Annotated in this window: 15 protein-coding genes; 5 read left to right on the forward strand and 10 right to left on the reverse strand. The window is 67.3% G+C overall.

What is annotated here, in order from left to right:
• The first annotated feature begins 76 nt into the window (after positions 1 to 76).
• The 3 genes from G9U51_RS09525 to G9U51_RS09535 all read left to right on the forward strand — a co-directional run bounded on the left by G9U51_RS09525 (position 77) and on the right by G9U51_RS09535 (position 1,389).
• A complete protein-coding gene (locus tag G9U51_RS09525) occupies positions 77 to 487 on the forward strand; it encodes an HIT family protein (RefSeq protein WP_166196386.1) in 411 nt (136 codons plus the stop codon).
• 42 nt (positions 488 to 529) lie between these two features.
• Positions 530 to 799 (forward strand): DUF4031 domain-containing protein, encoded by a 270-nt coding sequence (locus tag G9U51_RS09530; RefSeq protein ID WP_166196388.1) that lies wholly within the window; start codon positions 530 to 532, stop codon positions 797 to 799.
• Between the two features lie 110 nt (positions 800 to 909).
• Positions 910 to 1,389 (forward strand): SRPBCC family protein, encoded by a 480-nt coding sequence (locus G9U51_RS09535; protein ID WP_166196390.1) that lies wholly within the window; start codon positions 910 to 912, stop codon positions 1,387 to 1,389.
• A gap of 5 nt (positions 1,390 to 1,394) precedes the next feature.
• Here the strand turns inward: G9U51_RS09535 and G9U51_RS09540 are convergent, their stop codons facing one another.
• From G9U51_RS09540 to G9U51_RS09550, 3 genes are read right to left on the reverse strand one after another with little or no spacing between them, the layout of a single operon-like run.
• Entirely contained in the window at positions 1,395 to 3,476 is a 2,082-nt protein-coding gene (locus G9U51_RS09540) for a S9 family peptidase (protein ID WP_328823404.1), read from the reverse strand.
• Between the two features lie 9 nt (positions 3,477 to 3,485).
• On the reverse strand, positions 3,486 to 4,952 hold the full coding sequence (locus tag G9U51_RS09545; RefSeq protein ID WP_166196392.1) for a sodium:solute symporter family protein: 1,467 nt from the start codon (positions 4,950 to 4,952) through the stop codon (positions 3,486 to 3,488).
• On the reverse strand, positions 4,949 to 5,173 hold the full coding sequence (locus G9U51_RS09550; protein ID WP_166196394.1) for a DUF3311 domain-containing protein: 225 nt from the start codon (positions 5,171 to 5,173) through the stop codon (positions 4,949 to 4,951). Before G9U51_RS09550 ends, G9U51_RS09545 begins: the two co-directional genes overlap by 4 nt.
• 108 nt (positions 5,174 to 5,281) lie before the next feature.
• Between G9U51_RS09550 and G9U51_RS09555 the strand changes: the two genes are divergently transcribed.
• Together G9U51_RS09555 and G9U51_RS09560 are read left to right on the forward strand one after the other, a co-directional pair.
• Positions 5,282 to 5,518 (forward strand): BrnT family toxin, encoded by a 237-nt coding sequence (locus G9U51_RS09555; protein WP_166196396.1) that lies wholly within the window; start codon positions 5,282 to 5,284, stop codon positions 5,516 to 5,518.
• Between the two features lie 5 nt (positions 5,519 to 5,523).
• Positions 5,524 to 5,766 carry a hypothetical protein gene (locus tag G9U51_RS09560; RefSeq protein WP_166196398.1) on the forward strand — a complete coding sequence of 81 codons (243 nt, stop codon included), beginning with the start codon at positions 5,524 to 5,526 and terminating at the stop codon, positions 5,764 to 5,766.
• Between the two features lie 22 nt (positions 5,767 to 5,788).
• Here the strand turns inward: G9U51_RS09560 and G9U51_RS09565 are convergent, their stop codons facing one another.
• The 7 genes from G9U51_RS09565 to G9U51_RS17415 all read right to left on the reverse strand — a co-directional run bounded on the left by G9U51_RS09565 (position 5,789) and on the right by G9U51_RS17415 (position 14,652).
• Positions 5,789 to 6,643 carry a carbohydrate ABC transporter permease gene (locus G9U51_RS09565; RefSeq protein WP_166196400.1) on the reverse strand — a complete coding sequence of 285 codons (855 nt, stop codon included), beginning with the start codon at positions 6,641 to 6,643 and terminating at the stop codon, positions 5,789 to 5,791.
• Positions 6,640 to 7,614, reverse strand: coding sequence for a carbohydrate ABC transporter permease (locus tag G9U51_RS09570; RefSeq protein WP_166196402.1), 975 nt, complete (start codon positions 7,612 to 7,614; stop codon positions 6,640 to 6,642). Before G9U51_RS09570 ends, G9U51_RS09565 begins: the two co-directional genes overlap by 4 nt.
• Positions 7,611 to 8,894, reverse strand: a complete 1,284-nt coding sequence (locus G9U51_RS09575; RefSeq protein ID WP_166196404.1) for an ABC transporter substrate-binding protein — start codon at positions 8,892 to 8,894, stop codon at positions 7,611 to 7,613. The genes G9U51_RS09570 and G9U51_RS09575 overlap by 4 nt, the downstream gene beginning before the upstream one ends.
• Positions 8,895 to 8,951: 57 nt before the next feature.
• A complete protein-coding gene (dnaE, locus tag G9U51_RS09580; protein ID WP_166196407.1) occupies positions 8,952 to 12,518 on the reverse strand; it encodes a DNA polymerase III subunit alpha in 3,567 nt (1,188 codons plus the stop codon).
• A gap of 217 nt (positions 12,519 to 12,735) precedes the next feature.
• Positions 12,736 to 13,671 (reverse strand): RluA family pseudouridine synthase, encoded by a 936-nt coding sequence (locus G9U51_RS09585; protein WP_166196409.1) that lies wholly within the window; start codon positions 13,669 to 13,671, stop codon positions 12,736 to 12,738.
• Positions 13,664 to 14,242 carry a signal peptidase II gene (gene lspA, locus G9U51_RS09590; RefSeq protein WP_207948178.1) on the reverse strand — a complete coding sequence of 193 codons (579 nt, stop codon included), beginning with the start codon at positions 14,240 to 14,242 and terminating at the stop codon, positions 13,664 to 13,666. The genes G9U51_RS09585 and lspA overlap by 8 nt, the downstream gene beginning before the upstream one ends.
• 2 nt (positions 14,243 to 14,244) lie before the next feature.
• The gene (locus G9U51_RS17415; protein ID WP_328823406.1) at positions 14,245 to 14,652 is read right to left on the reverse strand and encodes a TraR/DksA family transcriptional regulator; all 408 of its coding nucleotides are present in this window, start codon (positions 14,650 to 14,652) and stop codon (positions 14,245 to 14,247) included.
• Position 14,653 lies beyond the last annotated feature (1 nt).

A 14,653-nucleotide genomic window follows, 5' to 3' on the forward strand; every position in this document is an offset into this window, starting at 1 on the left:
CGGCGAATGAACTACACCCGTAGTAGCGACGTCCGGCGGTTATAGCGACCGGACGGTTCTCGTGTAAAAGAGGCCCATGACCGATTGCATCTTCTGCGGGATCGTCGCGGGCACCCTGCCGGCGCAGATCGTGCACGAGACCGACACGACCGTGGCCTTCCTCGACACCCGGCCGCTCTTCCACGGCCACGTGCTGGTGGTGCCGCGCGAGCACTACGTCACCCTGCCGGACCTGCCTGCCGATCAGGTGCCCGGCTTCTTTGCCGAGGTGCGCCGCATCGCCGGGGTCATGCCGATGGCGCTGGACGCTCAGGGCACCTTCCTGGCGATGAATAACGTTGTGTCGCAATCGGTTCCGCACCTGCACTGCCATATCGTGCCGCGCACGAAGGGCGACGGATTGCGCGGGTTCTTCTGGCCACGCCGGCGCTACAAGGACGACCAGGCGAGCCAGGTCGCCGAGCGACTCCGCAAAGCCCTCAACTGACCCCGCGCGCGCCGGTCAATCCCCCTCGTAGGCTCGACCTTCGTGACCATCCTCATCGATCCGCCGTTCTGGCCGGCACACGGCCGGCTGTGGTCGCATCTGGTGAGCGACAGCTCGTATGACGAGCTGCACGCCTTCGCGCGCGCGCTCGACTTGCCGTCGCGCGGCTTCGACATCGACCACTACGACATCCCGCAGGAGCGGTATGCCGAAGTCGTCGCCGCGGGCGCAACCGAGGTCACCGCGAGCGAACTCATCCGACGGCTCATCGACAGCGGTTTGCGCGTGCGCGAACGGGACCGGCCCAGCTGAGCGGTGTGCGCGCCCGGGTGAAGCGGTCACCTGAACGGATTCGACTGCGCCGATAGTGAGCGCTCGCTTAGGATCGGTGCCGAGCAATGACCCCGAGTCGTAGGAGCGCCATGCCCGCCAACCTCAGCACCTCCGTCACGATCGACGCGCCGCCGAGCGCCGTCTGGGCCGTGGTGTCCGACCTCAAGCGGATGGGCGAATGGAGCCCGCAGTGCCGCAAGGTGATCGTGCGGGGCGGCGGACCGATCGCCAAGGGCACCAAGATGGTCAACGTCAACCGCGAAGGCCTCAAGGTGTGGCCGACCCAGTCGATGGTCACCGAGTTCGAGCCCGATCGCGCCATCGCTTTCCGGGTGCGGGAGAACAAGGCGATCTGGCGCTTCGACCTCGAGCCGGCCGCCGACGGTGGCACAAAACTCACCGAAACCCGCGATGTCACGAACGGCACGACCGCGATCTCGCACAAGCTGATCGACGCCTTCCTCGGCGGCGAGGCCCGCTTCGAAGCCGACCTCGTCACCGGCATGAAGCAGACCCTGGCCAAGATCAAGGCCGAGGTCGAGAAGGCGCCCGCTCGACGCAGCGCCTAAGGCAGTCAGCGCAGCGCGTAGGACACCAAGAAGGCGCGCTCAAACGCCTGGTCGCGCCAGGCGTCATACCGCCCGCTGCTGCCGCCGTGCCCAGCGACGATCTGCGTGCGCAGCACGATCGGCCGCCCGCCGGTGACCGTCTCGCGCAGCCGCTGCACCCACTTCACCGGCTCGACGAAGGACACCCGCGTGTCGTTGATGCTCGTCGTCGCGAGGATCGCCGGGTAGTCGACCGGGCGGACGTTCTCGTACGGCGAGTAGGCCTTCATGCACGCGTAGATCTCGGCGTCCTCGATCGGATTGCCCCACTCCTCCCATTCGCCGACCGTGAGCGGCAGCGTCGGGTCGAGGATGGTGGTGAGCGCGTCGACGAAGGGCACCCCCGCGTGCACGGCGGCGAACAGTTCCGGCGCCTCGTTGACCGCGGCACCGATGAGCAGGCCACCGGCCGAAAATCCTTCGGCGACAAGGCGATTGGGTGCCACCCAGCCCTGCTCGATGAGCGCTCGACCACAGTCGACGAAGTCGTGGAAGGTGTTGGGCTTGGCGAGGAATTTGCCCTGCTCATACCACCGCCGGCCGAGCTCGCCACCACCGCGCACGTGCGCGATAGCCACCACGAGACCGCGCTCGAGCAGCGATAGCCGCGACACCGCGAAGCTCGGGTCGCTGCTCGCCTCGTAGGACCCGTAGCCATAGAGATAGCCGGGGTTGCTGCCGTCCGCAGTGAGCTCAGCCCGCCGGGCGACCGACATCGGCACCCGCTCGCCGTCGCGCGCGGTGACCCAGACGCGCTCCTCGACATACCGGCTCGGGTCGTAACCCGGCACCTCCTGTCGCTTGAGCAGCTCGGGTTCGCGCCCCGGCCCGACGGACAGCACCGACCGTGGGATCAGCAGCGAGGAGGCGACCACCTGCACCGCGTCGGTGTCGTATGCCGGGTTGGACCCGAGCCCGACCGTCGTCAGCGGACCGAGCCCGGGAATGTCCTCGATCTGCCCGTATGACGACCCGTGCTTGGGCACCAGCCGCACGGTCCCGATCCCCTGGTGCCGCATCGCCACGGCCACCACATCGCGGAACGCCGCGACACCGAGGATGCGGTCCCCCTCTTCGCCGGTAAGCAGCGGTCGCCAGTGCTGTCGGCCGGGCGTCTGCAGCGGAGCCCACGCGACATCGAAGTCGGGCCGAGACCCGTTGTGCGTCACCAGGATTCGTGGACCGTCCACTTCGACGTCATAGTCCAGCCCTGGGGTGCGCGGCTCGACCATGACCGGCTCCGACAGCGGGTGCCGCAGGTCGAGCAGCCGCACCTCGGTCGTGGTGCGCGACTCGGAGTAGATCGTCAGCCAATTGCCGTCGCGGGAGGAGTCGATGCCGAGGGAGAAGACCTCGTCCGGCTCGTCCGCGACGAGCACGTCGGTCTCGGCCGGTCGGCCGAACTCGTGCCGCCAGACCTGGAAGGAGCGCCACGCGTCGTCCCGGCGGGTGTAGAACAGGTGGCTGCCGTCGACCGACCAGGCCAGCTCGTTGCCGACCTGGCGCACGCTGTCGTCGAGCACCGCGCCGGTCGCCGCGTCCCGCACCTCGAGGTCGTAGAGCTCTCCGCCGGTGCGGTCGACGAGCACCGCGATGCGCTCCCCCGCGTGGTCCACCTCGAGTGCGGCGAGCTCGAAGAACTCCTGGCCCTGCGCCTCGGCGTTGCCGTCGACGAGCACCTGCTCGCCCTCGACCGGCGCGCCCGGCTCGACATGCGGGCGCTCGGGGTGCGCGGATCGCGGTGCGCGGCAATGGATTTCGTATTGCAGCCCGGCCACGGTGCGTGAGTAGTACCACCAATCACCCAGGCGCACCGGCACCGAAACGTCGTCCTCATGGATGCGTGCCCGCAACTCCTCGAAGAGCGTGTCCGCGAGCGGCGCAAGGTCGGCGGTGACCGCCTCGGTGTAATCGTTCTCGGCCCGCACCAGCTCGAGCAACCGTGGGTCGTCGTGGTTGCGCATCCACGCCATCGGGTCGTCGACGACGTCCCCGTGGAAGGTGCGCTGGTGGGGTTCGCGGTCGGCATACGGTGGCTGAACGGTCACCCGCACACCTTAGGTCGCGGGCCGCACCTCCCGCGCGCGAGCCGGCCCACCGGTGACCGCGGAAACGATCGCCATCACGATGACATTGGCGACCAGCGCGACCATGCCGACGTTGAGGTGGTGCAGGCCGCTCGGCAGGAACGGCAGCACGTCACCGGTCGTCAGCTTGCCGATCGTCAGCCAGGTGACGATCGCGGCTCCGACGACCATGCCCGCGGCCGCTCCGATCGCCGACACCGGGTTGCGCCGCAGCAGGCTGAGCACCATTGACGGGAAGAGCTGGGTGACGAAGGCGTAGCCGAGCAACAGCAGGTTGACGATCGCGTCGCCGCCGTTGAAGACCAGATAGAGCGCGACCAGCGCGATGATCGGCACGAACGCACGGGCCACGAGCGACAGCCGCTGACCGGAAAGGCTGGGCGCCAACGGTTTCAGCACGTTCTGGGCGATCAGCGTCGCGCAGGTCGTGAGCAGCATTGCGCCGGGCACCAGCGCGCAGAGCATGCCGGCCGCGCCGATGAAGCCCACCGCCCACGACGGCAGCTGCGAGCGCGAGATCGCGAGCAGCGACAGGTCGCCGTTGGCCAGGCCCGGCGTCACCAGGAAGGCGGTGAACCCGACGAAGATCACGAAGAGCAGCACCAACTGGTAGATCGGCAGCAGCGCGGCATTGCGCCGGAAGGTTTTCTGGTCCTTGCTGGAGTAGATCGCGCTGAAGTAGTGCGGCCACATGAAGAATCCCAGGGCGGACAGCAGCACGCTGGTGATGAACCAGCCTGGGTCGAAGGCCGGCTTGCTCAGCACCAGGTGCCCGGGCGCCTTGGCGTTCACCGCTTGCAGCATCGCCTCGATCGATCCGCTGGTGTGGATCGGCAGGTAGATCCCGATCGCGATGACCACGATGAGCACGAGCACGTCCTTGACGATCGCATTGGTCGCCGCCGCGTGGATCCCCGAGATCGTGACGTATGCCGCGAGTCCCAGCGCGCCGATCCAGACCGCTGCGGTCGCCGAGACCCGGCCGTAGGAGGTCTCCTGCACGATGATCCCGAGGCCCTTCAGCTGCAGTTCGAGATAGGGCACCATCGCGATCACGCCGAGGATCGCCACGACCGTGCCGAGCATCCGGCTGTTGTACTTGCTGATGAACCAATCTGGTTGGGACAGAAGCCTTTTGCTCTGTCCATAGCGCCAGATCGCCGGCGCCAGCCAGTAGGAGATGACATAGGCCAGCGCGCCGTAGCACAGGATGTAATAGGCGGCGCCGCCGTTCTTGTAGGAATAGCCGGAGGCGCCGAGGAAGGTGAAGGTCGTGTAGATCTCACCGGCCAGCAGCAAGAAGACGATCAATGAGCCGAAGCCGCGCCCGCCGACGCTCCATTGCTCCAGGTCCATCTCCTTGCCCCGGCGGCCGGCGATGCCGAGGCCGAGCGCCAGCAGGAAGAAGAGCGCCAGGATGACGAGGGCGGCGCTCACTGGTCACCCTCCGCGCCGCGCTTGTTCGCCGGATCGGTGAGGTAGACGGTCGTCATACAGATCGCGGTGATGACGACCGCGAGGACGATCCAGAAGAGGAAGAACGGCAGGCCAAGCACGAACGGCTCGGTGCGGTTCACGAAGGGGATCGCGAGGAGCATCATCACGAACGGGATCGCGGCGAGCACCAGGTGCAGGGCGCGGGGCGGGGACGGGCGCATCGCCCCAACCTGCCAGCGAGCACCCCTGGGCCGTCAAGGGATTGGTCAGCTGCTGATCGTTCGTTGCACGCGATGACCGGACAGCAAGCGTCAATGTTATGATGACGAATGCAGATCGCGTGGAGCGCACGCAAGCACGGCATCGAGGATGCCGACATCCTGCACGCCATCACCAACCTCATCCGATATGCAGAACAGACCTACGACGGCGAAGAGCGAATCTTCCTCATTGGCCCCGCTCGCGACGGACGCTTTCTCGAACTGGTCCTCGTTCCCGCCAGCCAGCCTGTGCGGGTGATCCACGCGGACATCCTCCAACCGAAGAACTACCGCCTTCTGGGGTGAGCACCATGACGACCAAGACCACCAAGCAGCGCAAGATCGACGACTTCATCGACTCCATCGACACGGCCGATATGCGCGACGGCTCCCACCTGCGTGAGATCGCTTCCGCCGCGAAGGCTCGGGATGCCGCCGACGAGAAACTCCACGCAGCCGTCCGGGCGGCTCGCGAGGCCGGTGATTCGTGGACCGCGATCGGACTTGTTCTCGGCACGAGCAAGCAGAATGCCCATCGGAAGTACGGTCACTAGATGGATCGACGCCAGCAGATGGTCATTCGTTGATGCCGGTCTGCTCGACACCGGCGACGATCCACCGCTGCAGGAACAGGAACATCAGCAGCAGCGGCACCATCGAGATGAGCGCGGCCATGAACATGCCGTGCAGGTTGATCGACTGCGCCGTGGCGTAGGTCGACAGGGTGATCTGCACCGTCCAGGAGTTCTGGTCCTGGCCGATCACCAGCGGCCAGAGGAAGGCGTTCCATGAGCCGATGAAGGTGATCGTGGCGATGGCTGCCACGAAGGACCACGAGTTGGGCACCACGATGCGCCAGAAAGTGCGCCACGGCCCGGCGCCGTCGATCTGCGCGGCCTCCTCGAGCTCCTTGGGAAAACCCAGGAAGTACTGCCGGAACAAGAAGGTCGCCAGCGCCTGGAAGAGTCCCGGCACGATCAGCCCGCGCAGGGTGGAGACCCAACCGAGGGTGGAGACCATCACGAAGGACGGCACGAAGGTCACCGCGGCCGGGATGAGCAGCGTCGCCAGCACGACGTAGAACACCGCACTCGCGTAACGCACCCGGATGCGCGCGAGCCCGTAGCCCGCCATACCGGAGATGACCAGCACGCCCACGGTCTGGGTGACGGCGATGAACAGCGAGTTCAGCATGCTGCGCCCCAGCGGAGCACTCGGATCGTTGAACGCGTCGATCAGGTTGTGCCACTGCGGATTCGACGGGAACCAGGTCCAGCCGTTGACGTTGTTGATCTGCTGGTCGGTCGACAGTGCGTCGCGCACCAGCAGGTAGAACGGGATCAGGAAGGCGATCGTGAGCAACACCAGCACGATCCCGCGCGCGACCTTGGCCGCGCGCCGGTCGCCCTGGCCCACCCCGACCGAGCTCACGACTCGCTCCGTCCGAGGCCGGTGAGCTTGCCCTGCACCAGCGCGAAGACCGCGATCAGCAGGGTGAGGATGACGGCACCGGCGCTGCCGTTGCCGAAGTCCTGCACGCTGCCGAGCGCGATGTTGTAGAGATAGATCAACGGCGGACGGGCGTATGGCGGGTAGCCGCCGGGCGTCGCGAGGATGTTGTAGAACTCGTCGAACGCCTGAAAAGCGTTGACCAGCAACAACATCAGCACCGCGGTCGAGGTCGTGCGCAACTGCGGGAAGGTGATGTAGCGGAACGCCTTCCAGCCCGTCGCACCGTCCAGCGCGGCCGCCTCGTAGAGATGTCGCGGGATGCGTTGCAGCGCGGCCAGGAAGAGCACCATGTAGAACCCGACCTGCAGCCACAACCGCACGGTGGTGATCACCAGCCAGTACCACGGCGGGTGCACCACCGACAGCCACGGCACCGGGTCGAGACCCACCCAGCCCAGCACGGTGTTGGCCAGGCCGCTGGAGATGCCGGTGAAGATGCCGTGCCGCCAGATCAGCGCGGCCACGACATACGAGCAGGCGACCGGCAGGAAGAAGACCGAGCGGAAGAACGCCCGCCCCCACGACGTCGCCTCCAGCAGCACCGCCAGGCCGAGCGAGATGACGAAGGTGGTCGGCACGATGAACGCCGCGAAGACCACGAAGGTGACCAGGCTGGAGCGGAAGGCCGGATCGCCCAGCATGGCGCGGTAGTTGTCGAAACCGACGAACTCGGTCGGCGTCACCGTGTTGTGCGCGTTGTAGAAGCTCAGCCAGATGCTCCAGCCGATCGGGATGAGCACGAAGATCGCCAGGCCGAGGAAGAACGGGCCGACGAAGACCCAGAACCACAGGTGCGGGTTGTCGGTCCAGCGCCGTCGGCTGGGTGCCGGCCGCGCCGGGCCGGACCGGGCAGCCCCGGCCGAGTCCGACGCGGCTGCCGGTGCGCTCACGCGAAGCGCTTCATTTCGTTCTTCACCGTCGCCTCCACCGACGCCAAGGTCTTGGCCGGGTTGGCGCCGGAGCGGATGATCTTGTCCATCGCGTCGGTGAACGCCGTCGACGAGGTCGGGGTCCACAGCAGCGGGGTCTGCGGGTGGCCGTACTTGGCGATGAACCCGGCAGCCTCGGCGGCCGGCCCGGACTTCAGCTTGTCGGCCTTGGCGATCAGGCTGGTGCGCGAGGGCACGTGGAAGCCGTAGCTCTGGGCGAAGTCGAGCTGGTCGTCGGTCTGGTCGACCCACAACCACTTCACGAACTTCTTGGCCGCCTCGACATCCTTGGCCTTCGCACTCACGCAGGAGGCATAGGCGCCGAACGGGATCGACTGCTTGCCCGACGAACCGATCGCCGGGAAGGGCAGCACCCCGAAGTCGTCGCCGAGCGCCTGCTTCAGCTGCGGGAAGGTCCACAGGCCGGTCCACTGCATGGCGCACAGGCCCTGGGAGATCGCGCCCGGGTCGGACCAGTCGGTCGGCGCGCCGAGCAGCAGGTTGCCGGACCGGAAGAGCTTCTGCAGTGTGGCGAGTGCGCCCGCGACTTCGGGGTTGTTGAAGGCGGGCTTGTTGTCCTTGGTCAGGTAGTCGTGCCCGGTGCTCCACAGCACCGGCCCACCGAGCACGCCGGCGCCGCCGTCGTTGCCGAGGAAGAGCCCCTTGACCTTGCCGGAGGTGAGCTTGCCGGCCGCGTCGATCAGCTCATCCAGGGTGGTCGGCGGCTTGACGCCCGCCTTGGCCAGCAGGCTTTTGCGGTAGACCATCAACTGCAGGTCGACCACCTGAGGTATGCCGTAGAGCTTGCCCTGGTAGGTCATCCGCGCGAGCATCGCCGGGGTGAAGTCGGATTTGGCATCGCCCAGCAGGTCGGTGAGGTCGACCACCTGCTTGCCGGTGATCATGTCGATCGTCGGTCCGTTGCCGTATTCGAAGACGTCCGGGCCGCTGGAGGTCAGCAGCGCGGCAGCGGACTTCTTGTCGTAGTCGCCGGGCACCCAGGTGACATTGACCTTGGCGTCCTTGTACGCCGCGGCATACTTTTTGACCGCCTGCTCGGTGCCGGGCTCGCCGTACTGGTGATACCACTGCGCGATCGAGCCGGACCCGCCGCCGCTGGAGCCACCACCACTGCGGCCGGTGTTGCCACCACACGCGGCCAGCGCGGCGGCCGCGGCGACGGAGCCGACACCGGCGAAGACCTGACGACGGCTGGGGTTGGGCAGGGTGGGACGCGACATGACGTGCTCCTTCGTGCGGGTCCCGTCAGGCTATTGCGTCGGGCAACGGTATGGCGCTCAGCCCGTCAGACACGCCGGACCGAGCAGCGCCTTCAGATCTCCGAACAGCGCCGGCGAGGCGGTGACCCGCAGCGCGTCGTCGAGTTTGACCGTGACGCACCGTCCCGGCTGGGTGAGCCGCATGTGCACCTCGGTCGCGCCCGGGTGTTCCCCCAACACGCTCTTGAGCTTGGTTGCCAGGCCATTGTTGGCTCGCGACAGCGGCAGCGTCAGCACGATCGGGCCGCGCACGTCGCCCTTGAGCTCGGGCAGCGTCAGCTCGTCGGCCGACAGCTGGATGCCGTCATCGCGGGTCATCACCCGGGCCTTGATCACGCACACCACGTCGGTGGCGAGCATGGTCGACACGGTGAGATAGGTCTTGGCGAAGAACATCACGTCGATCGCACCCTCGAGGTCCTCGACGGTCGCGATCGCCCACAGCTCGCCACGCTTGTTGCGCTTCAGCTGCAGGGCGGTGATGAGCCCGGCGATGGTGACCCGGGATTTGTCGGGCGGTGCGTCCTCGCCGAGCAGCCGGGCGATCGAGGTGTCGGCATACTGCGCCAGCATCCGCTCGATGCCGAACAGCGGGTGATCGGACACGTAGAGCCCGAGCATGTCCCGCTCGAAGGCGAGCAGGGTCTGCTTGTCCCATTCGACATCCGGTATGGCGGGCAGCGCGGCCAGCTGCACCGCCTGCTCCTCGTCACCGAAGCCGCCGAAGAGGCTGTCTTGACCGTGCGCCTCGTGCCGCTTCTCCTCCGCGAGGGAATCGACATAGGTCTCGTGGATGTGCACCAGGCCCTGCCGCTTGTGCTTGAGGTCATCGAACGCACCGGCCTTGATCAGCGACTCGATCGTGCGCTTGTTGCACACCACCGCGGGCACCTTGCGCAGGAAGTCCTCGAAGGAGGTGAACCGGCCCTTCTCCTCGCGCGCCTGCACGATCGCATCGACCACATTGCCACCGACATTGCGCACCGCCGCCAGGCCGAAGCGGATGTCCTCCCCGACCGCGGTGAAGTCGTCGATCGACTCGTTGACATCCGGCGGCAGCACCTTGATCCCGAGCTTGCGGGTGTCGGCCAGGTAGACCGCCATCTTGTCCTTGGAGTCCTCCACCGAGGTGAGCAACGCGGCGGCATACTCCGCCGGGTAGTTCGCCTTGAGGTAGGCCGTCCAGTAGGACACCAGCCCGTAGCCGGCGGTGTGCGATTTGTTGAACGCATAGCCCGAGAAGGGCAGCATGACGTCCCACAACGCTTTGGTGGCCTCGGCCGAGAAGCCGTTGCTCGTCATACCGGCGGAGAAGTTGTCCCACTCCTTGGCCAGCACTTCGGGCTTCTTCTTGCCCATCGCCCGGCGCAGCAGGTCGGCGCCACCCAGGGTGTAGCCCGCGAGCTCGCGGGCGATCGCCATGATCTGCTCCTGGTAGACCAGCAGGTGGTAGGTCGTGCCGAGGATCGGGTCGAGCGCCTGCTCCAGCTCGGGGTGGATCGGCGTGATCGGCTGGCGGCCGTTCTTGCGCTCGGCGTAATTGATGTGGGCGTTGGCGGCCATCGGACCGGGCCGGTAGAGCGCGAGCACCGCCGCGATGTCCTCGAACCGGGTCGGGGCCATCAGCTTCAGCAGCGAGCGCATCGCGCCACCGTCGAGCTGGAAGACACCGAGGGTGTCACCGCGCGCCAGCAGCTCGTAGGTCTTGGCGTCGTCCAGCGGGATCGATTCGGTGGTGATCTGCTCGCCGCGGTTGGCCTCGATATTGCGGATCGCCTGGTCGATGATGCCCAGGTTGCGCAGCCCCAGGAAGTCCATCTTGACCAGGCCCATCTCCTCGCACTGCGGGAAGGAGAAGCCGGTGATGATCGTGCCGTCCTTGTCCCGGCGGTGCATCGGGATCAGGTCGAGCAGCGGCTCGCTGGACAAGATGACCGCTGCGGCGTGCACGCCGGTGCCGCGGATCATCCCCTCCAGGCCCATCGCGGTGTCGACGACCTGCTTGACCTCCGGCTGCGATTCGTACATCGCGCGGAAGTCGACGCCCTCGTTGTAACGCTCGTGCTCGGGGTTGAACAGCTGCTTCAGCGGCACCCCCTTGCCCTGCACGTCGGGCGGCATCGCCTTGGAGATCTGGTCGCCGAGGCTGAACGGGTGGCCGAGGATGCGGTTGGCGTCCTTGACCGCGGCCTTGGCCTTGATGGTGCTGAAGGTGTTGACCTGAGCGGTGTAGCCGGCACCGTATTTTTCGGTGACATAGCGGACCATCTTGTCGCGCTGCCGGTCGTCGAAGTCGAGGTCGACGTCCGGCGGGTTGATCCGCTCAGGGTTGAGGAAGCGCTCGAAGAGCAGCTGGTGCTCGATCGGGTCCAGCTCGGTGATGCGGGTCAGATAGGCGACCATCGAGCCGGTCGCCGAGCCGCGGCCCGGGCCGAGCGGGATGCCGTTGTCGCGCGCGTATTTGCAGATGTCGGCGACCACGAGGAAGTAGGAGCTGAACCCCATCGGCTCGATGACCGCCATCTCGGTCTCGACCCGGTCGAGCACCTCCTGGGGCGGGTGGCCGTCATACCGCTCCTGCAGGCCGACCTGGATCTGCTCGCGCAGGTATGCCGCCTGGGTCACCCCCTCGGGCACGTCCGGGAACTGGGGCATGCGGTCGACATACGCGAAGACCTCGTCGTAGGAGGTGACCTGCTCCGCGACCCGCAGCGTGTTGTCGCACGCCTCCGGCAGCTCGGCGAACAGCTCGCGCATCTGGTCGGGCGTCTTGATGTAGTAACCGCTGCCGTTGAACTTGAACCGGCCCGGGGTGTCCTTGTTCTTGCCGACCCCGACGCACAGCAGGTCGTCGTGGCTGTCGGCCTGGTCCTCGGTGACATAGTGGCTGTCGTTGGTCGCCAGCAGCGGCAGGTCGAGCTTCTCGGCCAGGCGCAGCAGGTCGCGGCGCACCTGCCGCTCGATGTCGACCCCGTGGTCCATCAGCTCGAGGTAGAAGTTCTCCTTGCCGAAGATGTCCTGGTATGCCGCGGCCGCCTCCACCGCCTGGTCGAACTGGCCGAGACGAAGCCGGGTCTGGACCTCACCGGACGGGCAGCCGGTGGTGGCGATGATGCCCTCGGAGCGTTGCGACAGCAGCTCGCGGTCCATGCGGGGCTTCATGTAGTAGCCCTCGAAGCTCGCCAGCGAGCTCAGCGCGAACAGGTTGCGCAGACCCTGGGCGTTCTTGGCCCACATCGTCATGTGCGTGTAGCGGCCGCCGCCGGAGACGTCCTTGCCGCCCTCGCCGTCGACATTGTTGTCGCGCTGGCCGCCGGTGGCCCAGAACTCCTGCTGGCGGCTATGGCGGGTGGAGGGGGCGACATACGCCTCGATGCCGATGATCGGGGCGACGCCGGTGTCCTTGGCGGCGGTGTAGAAGTCGTAGGCGCCGAACATATTGCCGTGGTCCGACATCGCCACCGCGGGCATCCCGAGCCGCTCCACCTCGGCGAACAACGGGGCGACCTTGGCCGCGCCATCCAGCATCGAGTACTCGGTGTGCACGTGCAGGTGCACGAAGTTCTGGGCGGGTGAGCTGGACATCGCGACGAGTCTAAGACGGGGCACCGACAGGGTCCGCCGGCCACGCCAGGACGTGACGGATGAGGCGTGTGATACGCGCCCACACACGCCCGCTCCGCTGGTTGAGCGAGCGGAGGAGCGCAGCGACGACGCGCGTCGAAACCCGCTGTGGCGCGACGGGTTTCGACGCGGGCTCGTCCCTCGCCCTTGCTCAACCGGCGAGGAGGGTGCGGCTGAGTTAGTTGATGTTCGTGCGGGCGACGTCGAGGGCGTGCTGGAGGTCGGGCGGGTAAGGGCTTTCGAAGGTGACCCACTCCCCAGACCCCGGATGCTCGAAGCCGAGCTCGACCGCGTGCAGCCACTGCCGGTCCAGGCCGAGCTTCTTGGCGAGCTTCGGATCCGACCCGTAGAGCGGGTCGCCGACGCACGGGTGATGCAACGCGGCGAAGTGCACCCGAATCTGATGGGTGCGTCCGGTCTCCAGGTGGATCGTCAGCAGCGACATCGACCGGAACGCCTCGAGCAACTCATAATGCGTCACGCTCGCGCGCCCCGAGTTCATCACCGCGAACTTGTAGTCATGCCCCGGATGCCGCCCGATCGGTGCATCGATGGTGCCGACCACCGGGTCCGGAAGTCCTTGCACGAGAGCGTGATACGTCTTGTCGACGGTCCGATCGCGGAAGGCCTGCTTGAGCACCGTGTAGGCCCGCTCGGATTTGGCCACGACCATCAGCCCACTCGTGCCGACGTCCAGGCGCTGCACGATCCCCTGCCGCTCAGGCGCACCGGAGGTCGAGATGCGGTAGCCCGCTGCAGCGAGCCCACTCACCACATCCGGGCCGTCCCAGCCGACACTCGGGTGCGCGGCGACCCCGGCCGGCTTGTCGACGACGACGATCTCGGTGTCGTCATACACGATGCGCAGCCCCGGCACCTCCTGCGGCCGCACTTCGGCGACCCGGGGAGCGCTGTCGGCGAGTTCGACCTCGAGCCACTGCCCCGCACTCACCCGCGCCGACTTGACGACCACCTGGTGGTCGAGGGTGACCGCGCCGGCGGCAACAAGCTCGGCCGCTCGCGTGCGCGACAGCCCCAGCACCCGCGCGAGCGCGGCGTCGATCCGCTCCCCCTCCAGCCCGTCCGGCACGAAGAGCGTCTTCAGTTCACCCACCGGACTTCTCCGGCCGTATGCCGTCCGCGGTCGCCCCGGCAGGTTCGGTCGCCTTCGCGTCGTCGCCCGACGCGCGGGTGCCGTCCACGCCGATGCCGCGGAAGGCCAGCAGCGCGATCAGGCAGGCGGCCGTCACCACACAGATGTCGGCGACATTGAAGATCGGCCAGTTCGGCAGCTCCAGCATGTCCACGACATGTCCTTTGCCGCCGCCGGGCGCCCGGAAGAAACGATCGGTCAGGTTGCCGAGCGCACCGGCCAGCAGCAGCCCGAGCGCGCAGGCCCAGGCACGGCTGCGCAACCGGCGGGCGACATACAAGGTCGCGCCGATGACCACGATGGCGATGATGGTGAGCACCCAGGTGGCGTTCGTCGCGATCGAGAACGCCGCCCCGGGGTTGCGGGTCAGGTGCAGTCGCAGCACCGAGCCGATCAGCTCGCGCGGCTGGCCCGGCTCGAGAGCAGCGACCGCCCACGCCTTGACCAGCTGGTCGGCCGCGTAACCGAGGACCAGCACCCCAGCGAGCAGCGCGAGGGCCGACCGTCGCACCACCGGGACCGCGGTGGACAAGATCAGCGACGCTCCTGCTTGGCCTTGTCGACCACGCACAGCGTCGCGCGCGGGAAGGCCTGCAGCCGCTCCTTGCCGATCGGGTTGCCGCACGCCTCGCACACGCCATACGTGCCGTCGGCGATCCGCTCCAGCGCGCGCTCGGTCTGGCGCAACGCGTCACGCGAGTTCTGCGCCACGGAGTATTCGTATTCGCGCTCGAAGGTCTTGGACCCCACATCGGCCTGGTCGTCGCCGGCCCCGTCGCCGCTGTCCTTCACCAGGCCCGCGATGTCTTGCTCGATCTCGCGCAGTTCGGCGCGCAAGCGGTCGCCGTCTTCGGTGAGTTCGCGGCGGACCTCGGCGAGTTCGTCGGCGGTCCACGGGGATTCGTCCTCGCGGACGACGAGGTTGGCGGCAGTGGTGGTCACG

This window comes from Metallococcus carri (genome assembly GCF_011440275.1).
Lineage (GTDB): Bacteria > Actinomycetota > Actinomycetes > Actinomycetales > Dermatophilaceae > Metallococcus > Metallococcus carri.

Excerpts from the sequence above, each read along its gene's own strand:
- G9U51_RS09550 (WP_166196394.1), bottom strand. The coding sequence starts at position 5,173 with ATGCGCCCGTCCCCGCCCCGCGCCCTGCACCTGGTGCTCGCCGCGATC.
- G9U51_RS09575 (WP_166196404.1), bottom strand. The coding sequence starts at position 8,894 with ATGTCGCGTCCCACCCTGCCCAACCCCAGCCGTCGTCAGGTCTTCGCC.
- G9U51_RS09555 (WP_166196396.1), top strand. The coding sequence starts at position 5,282 with ATGCAGATCGCGTGGAGCGCACGCAAGCACGGCATCGAGGATGCCGAC.
- G9U51_RS09560 (WP_166196398.1), top strand. The coding sequence starts at position 5,524 with ATGACGACCAAGACCACCAAGCAGCGCAAGATCGACGACTTCATCGAC.
- G9U51_RS09535 (WP_166196390.1), top strand. The coding sequence starts at position 910 with ATGCCCGCCAACCTCAGCACCTCCGTCACGATCGACGCGCCGCCGAGC.
- G9U51_RS09525 (WP_166196386.1), top strand. The coding sequence starts at position 77 with ATGACCGATTGCATCTTCTGCGGGATCGTCGCGGGCACCCTGCCGGCG.
- dnaE (WP_166196407.1), bottom strand. The coding sequence starts at position 12,518 with ATGTCCAGCTCACCCGCCCAGAACTTCGTGCACCTGCACGTGCACACC.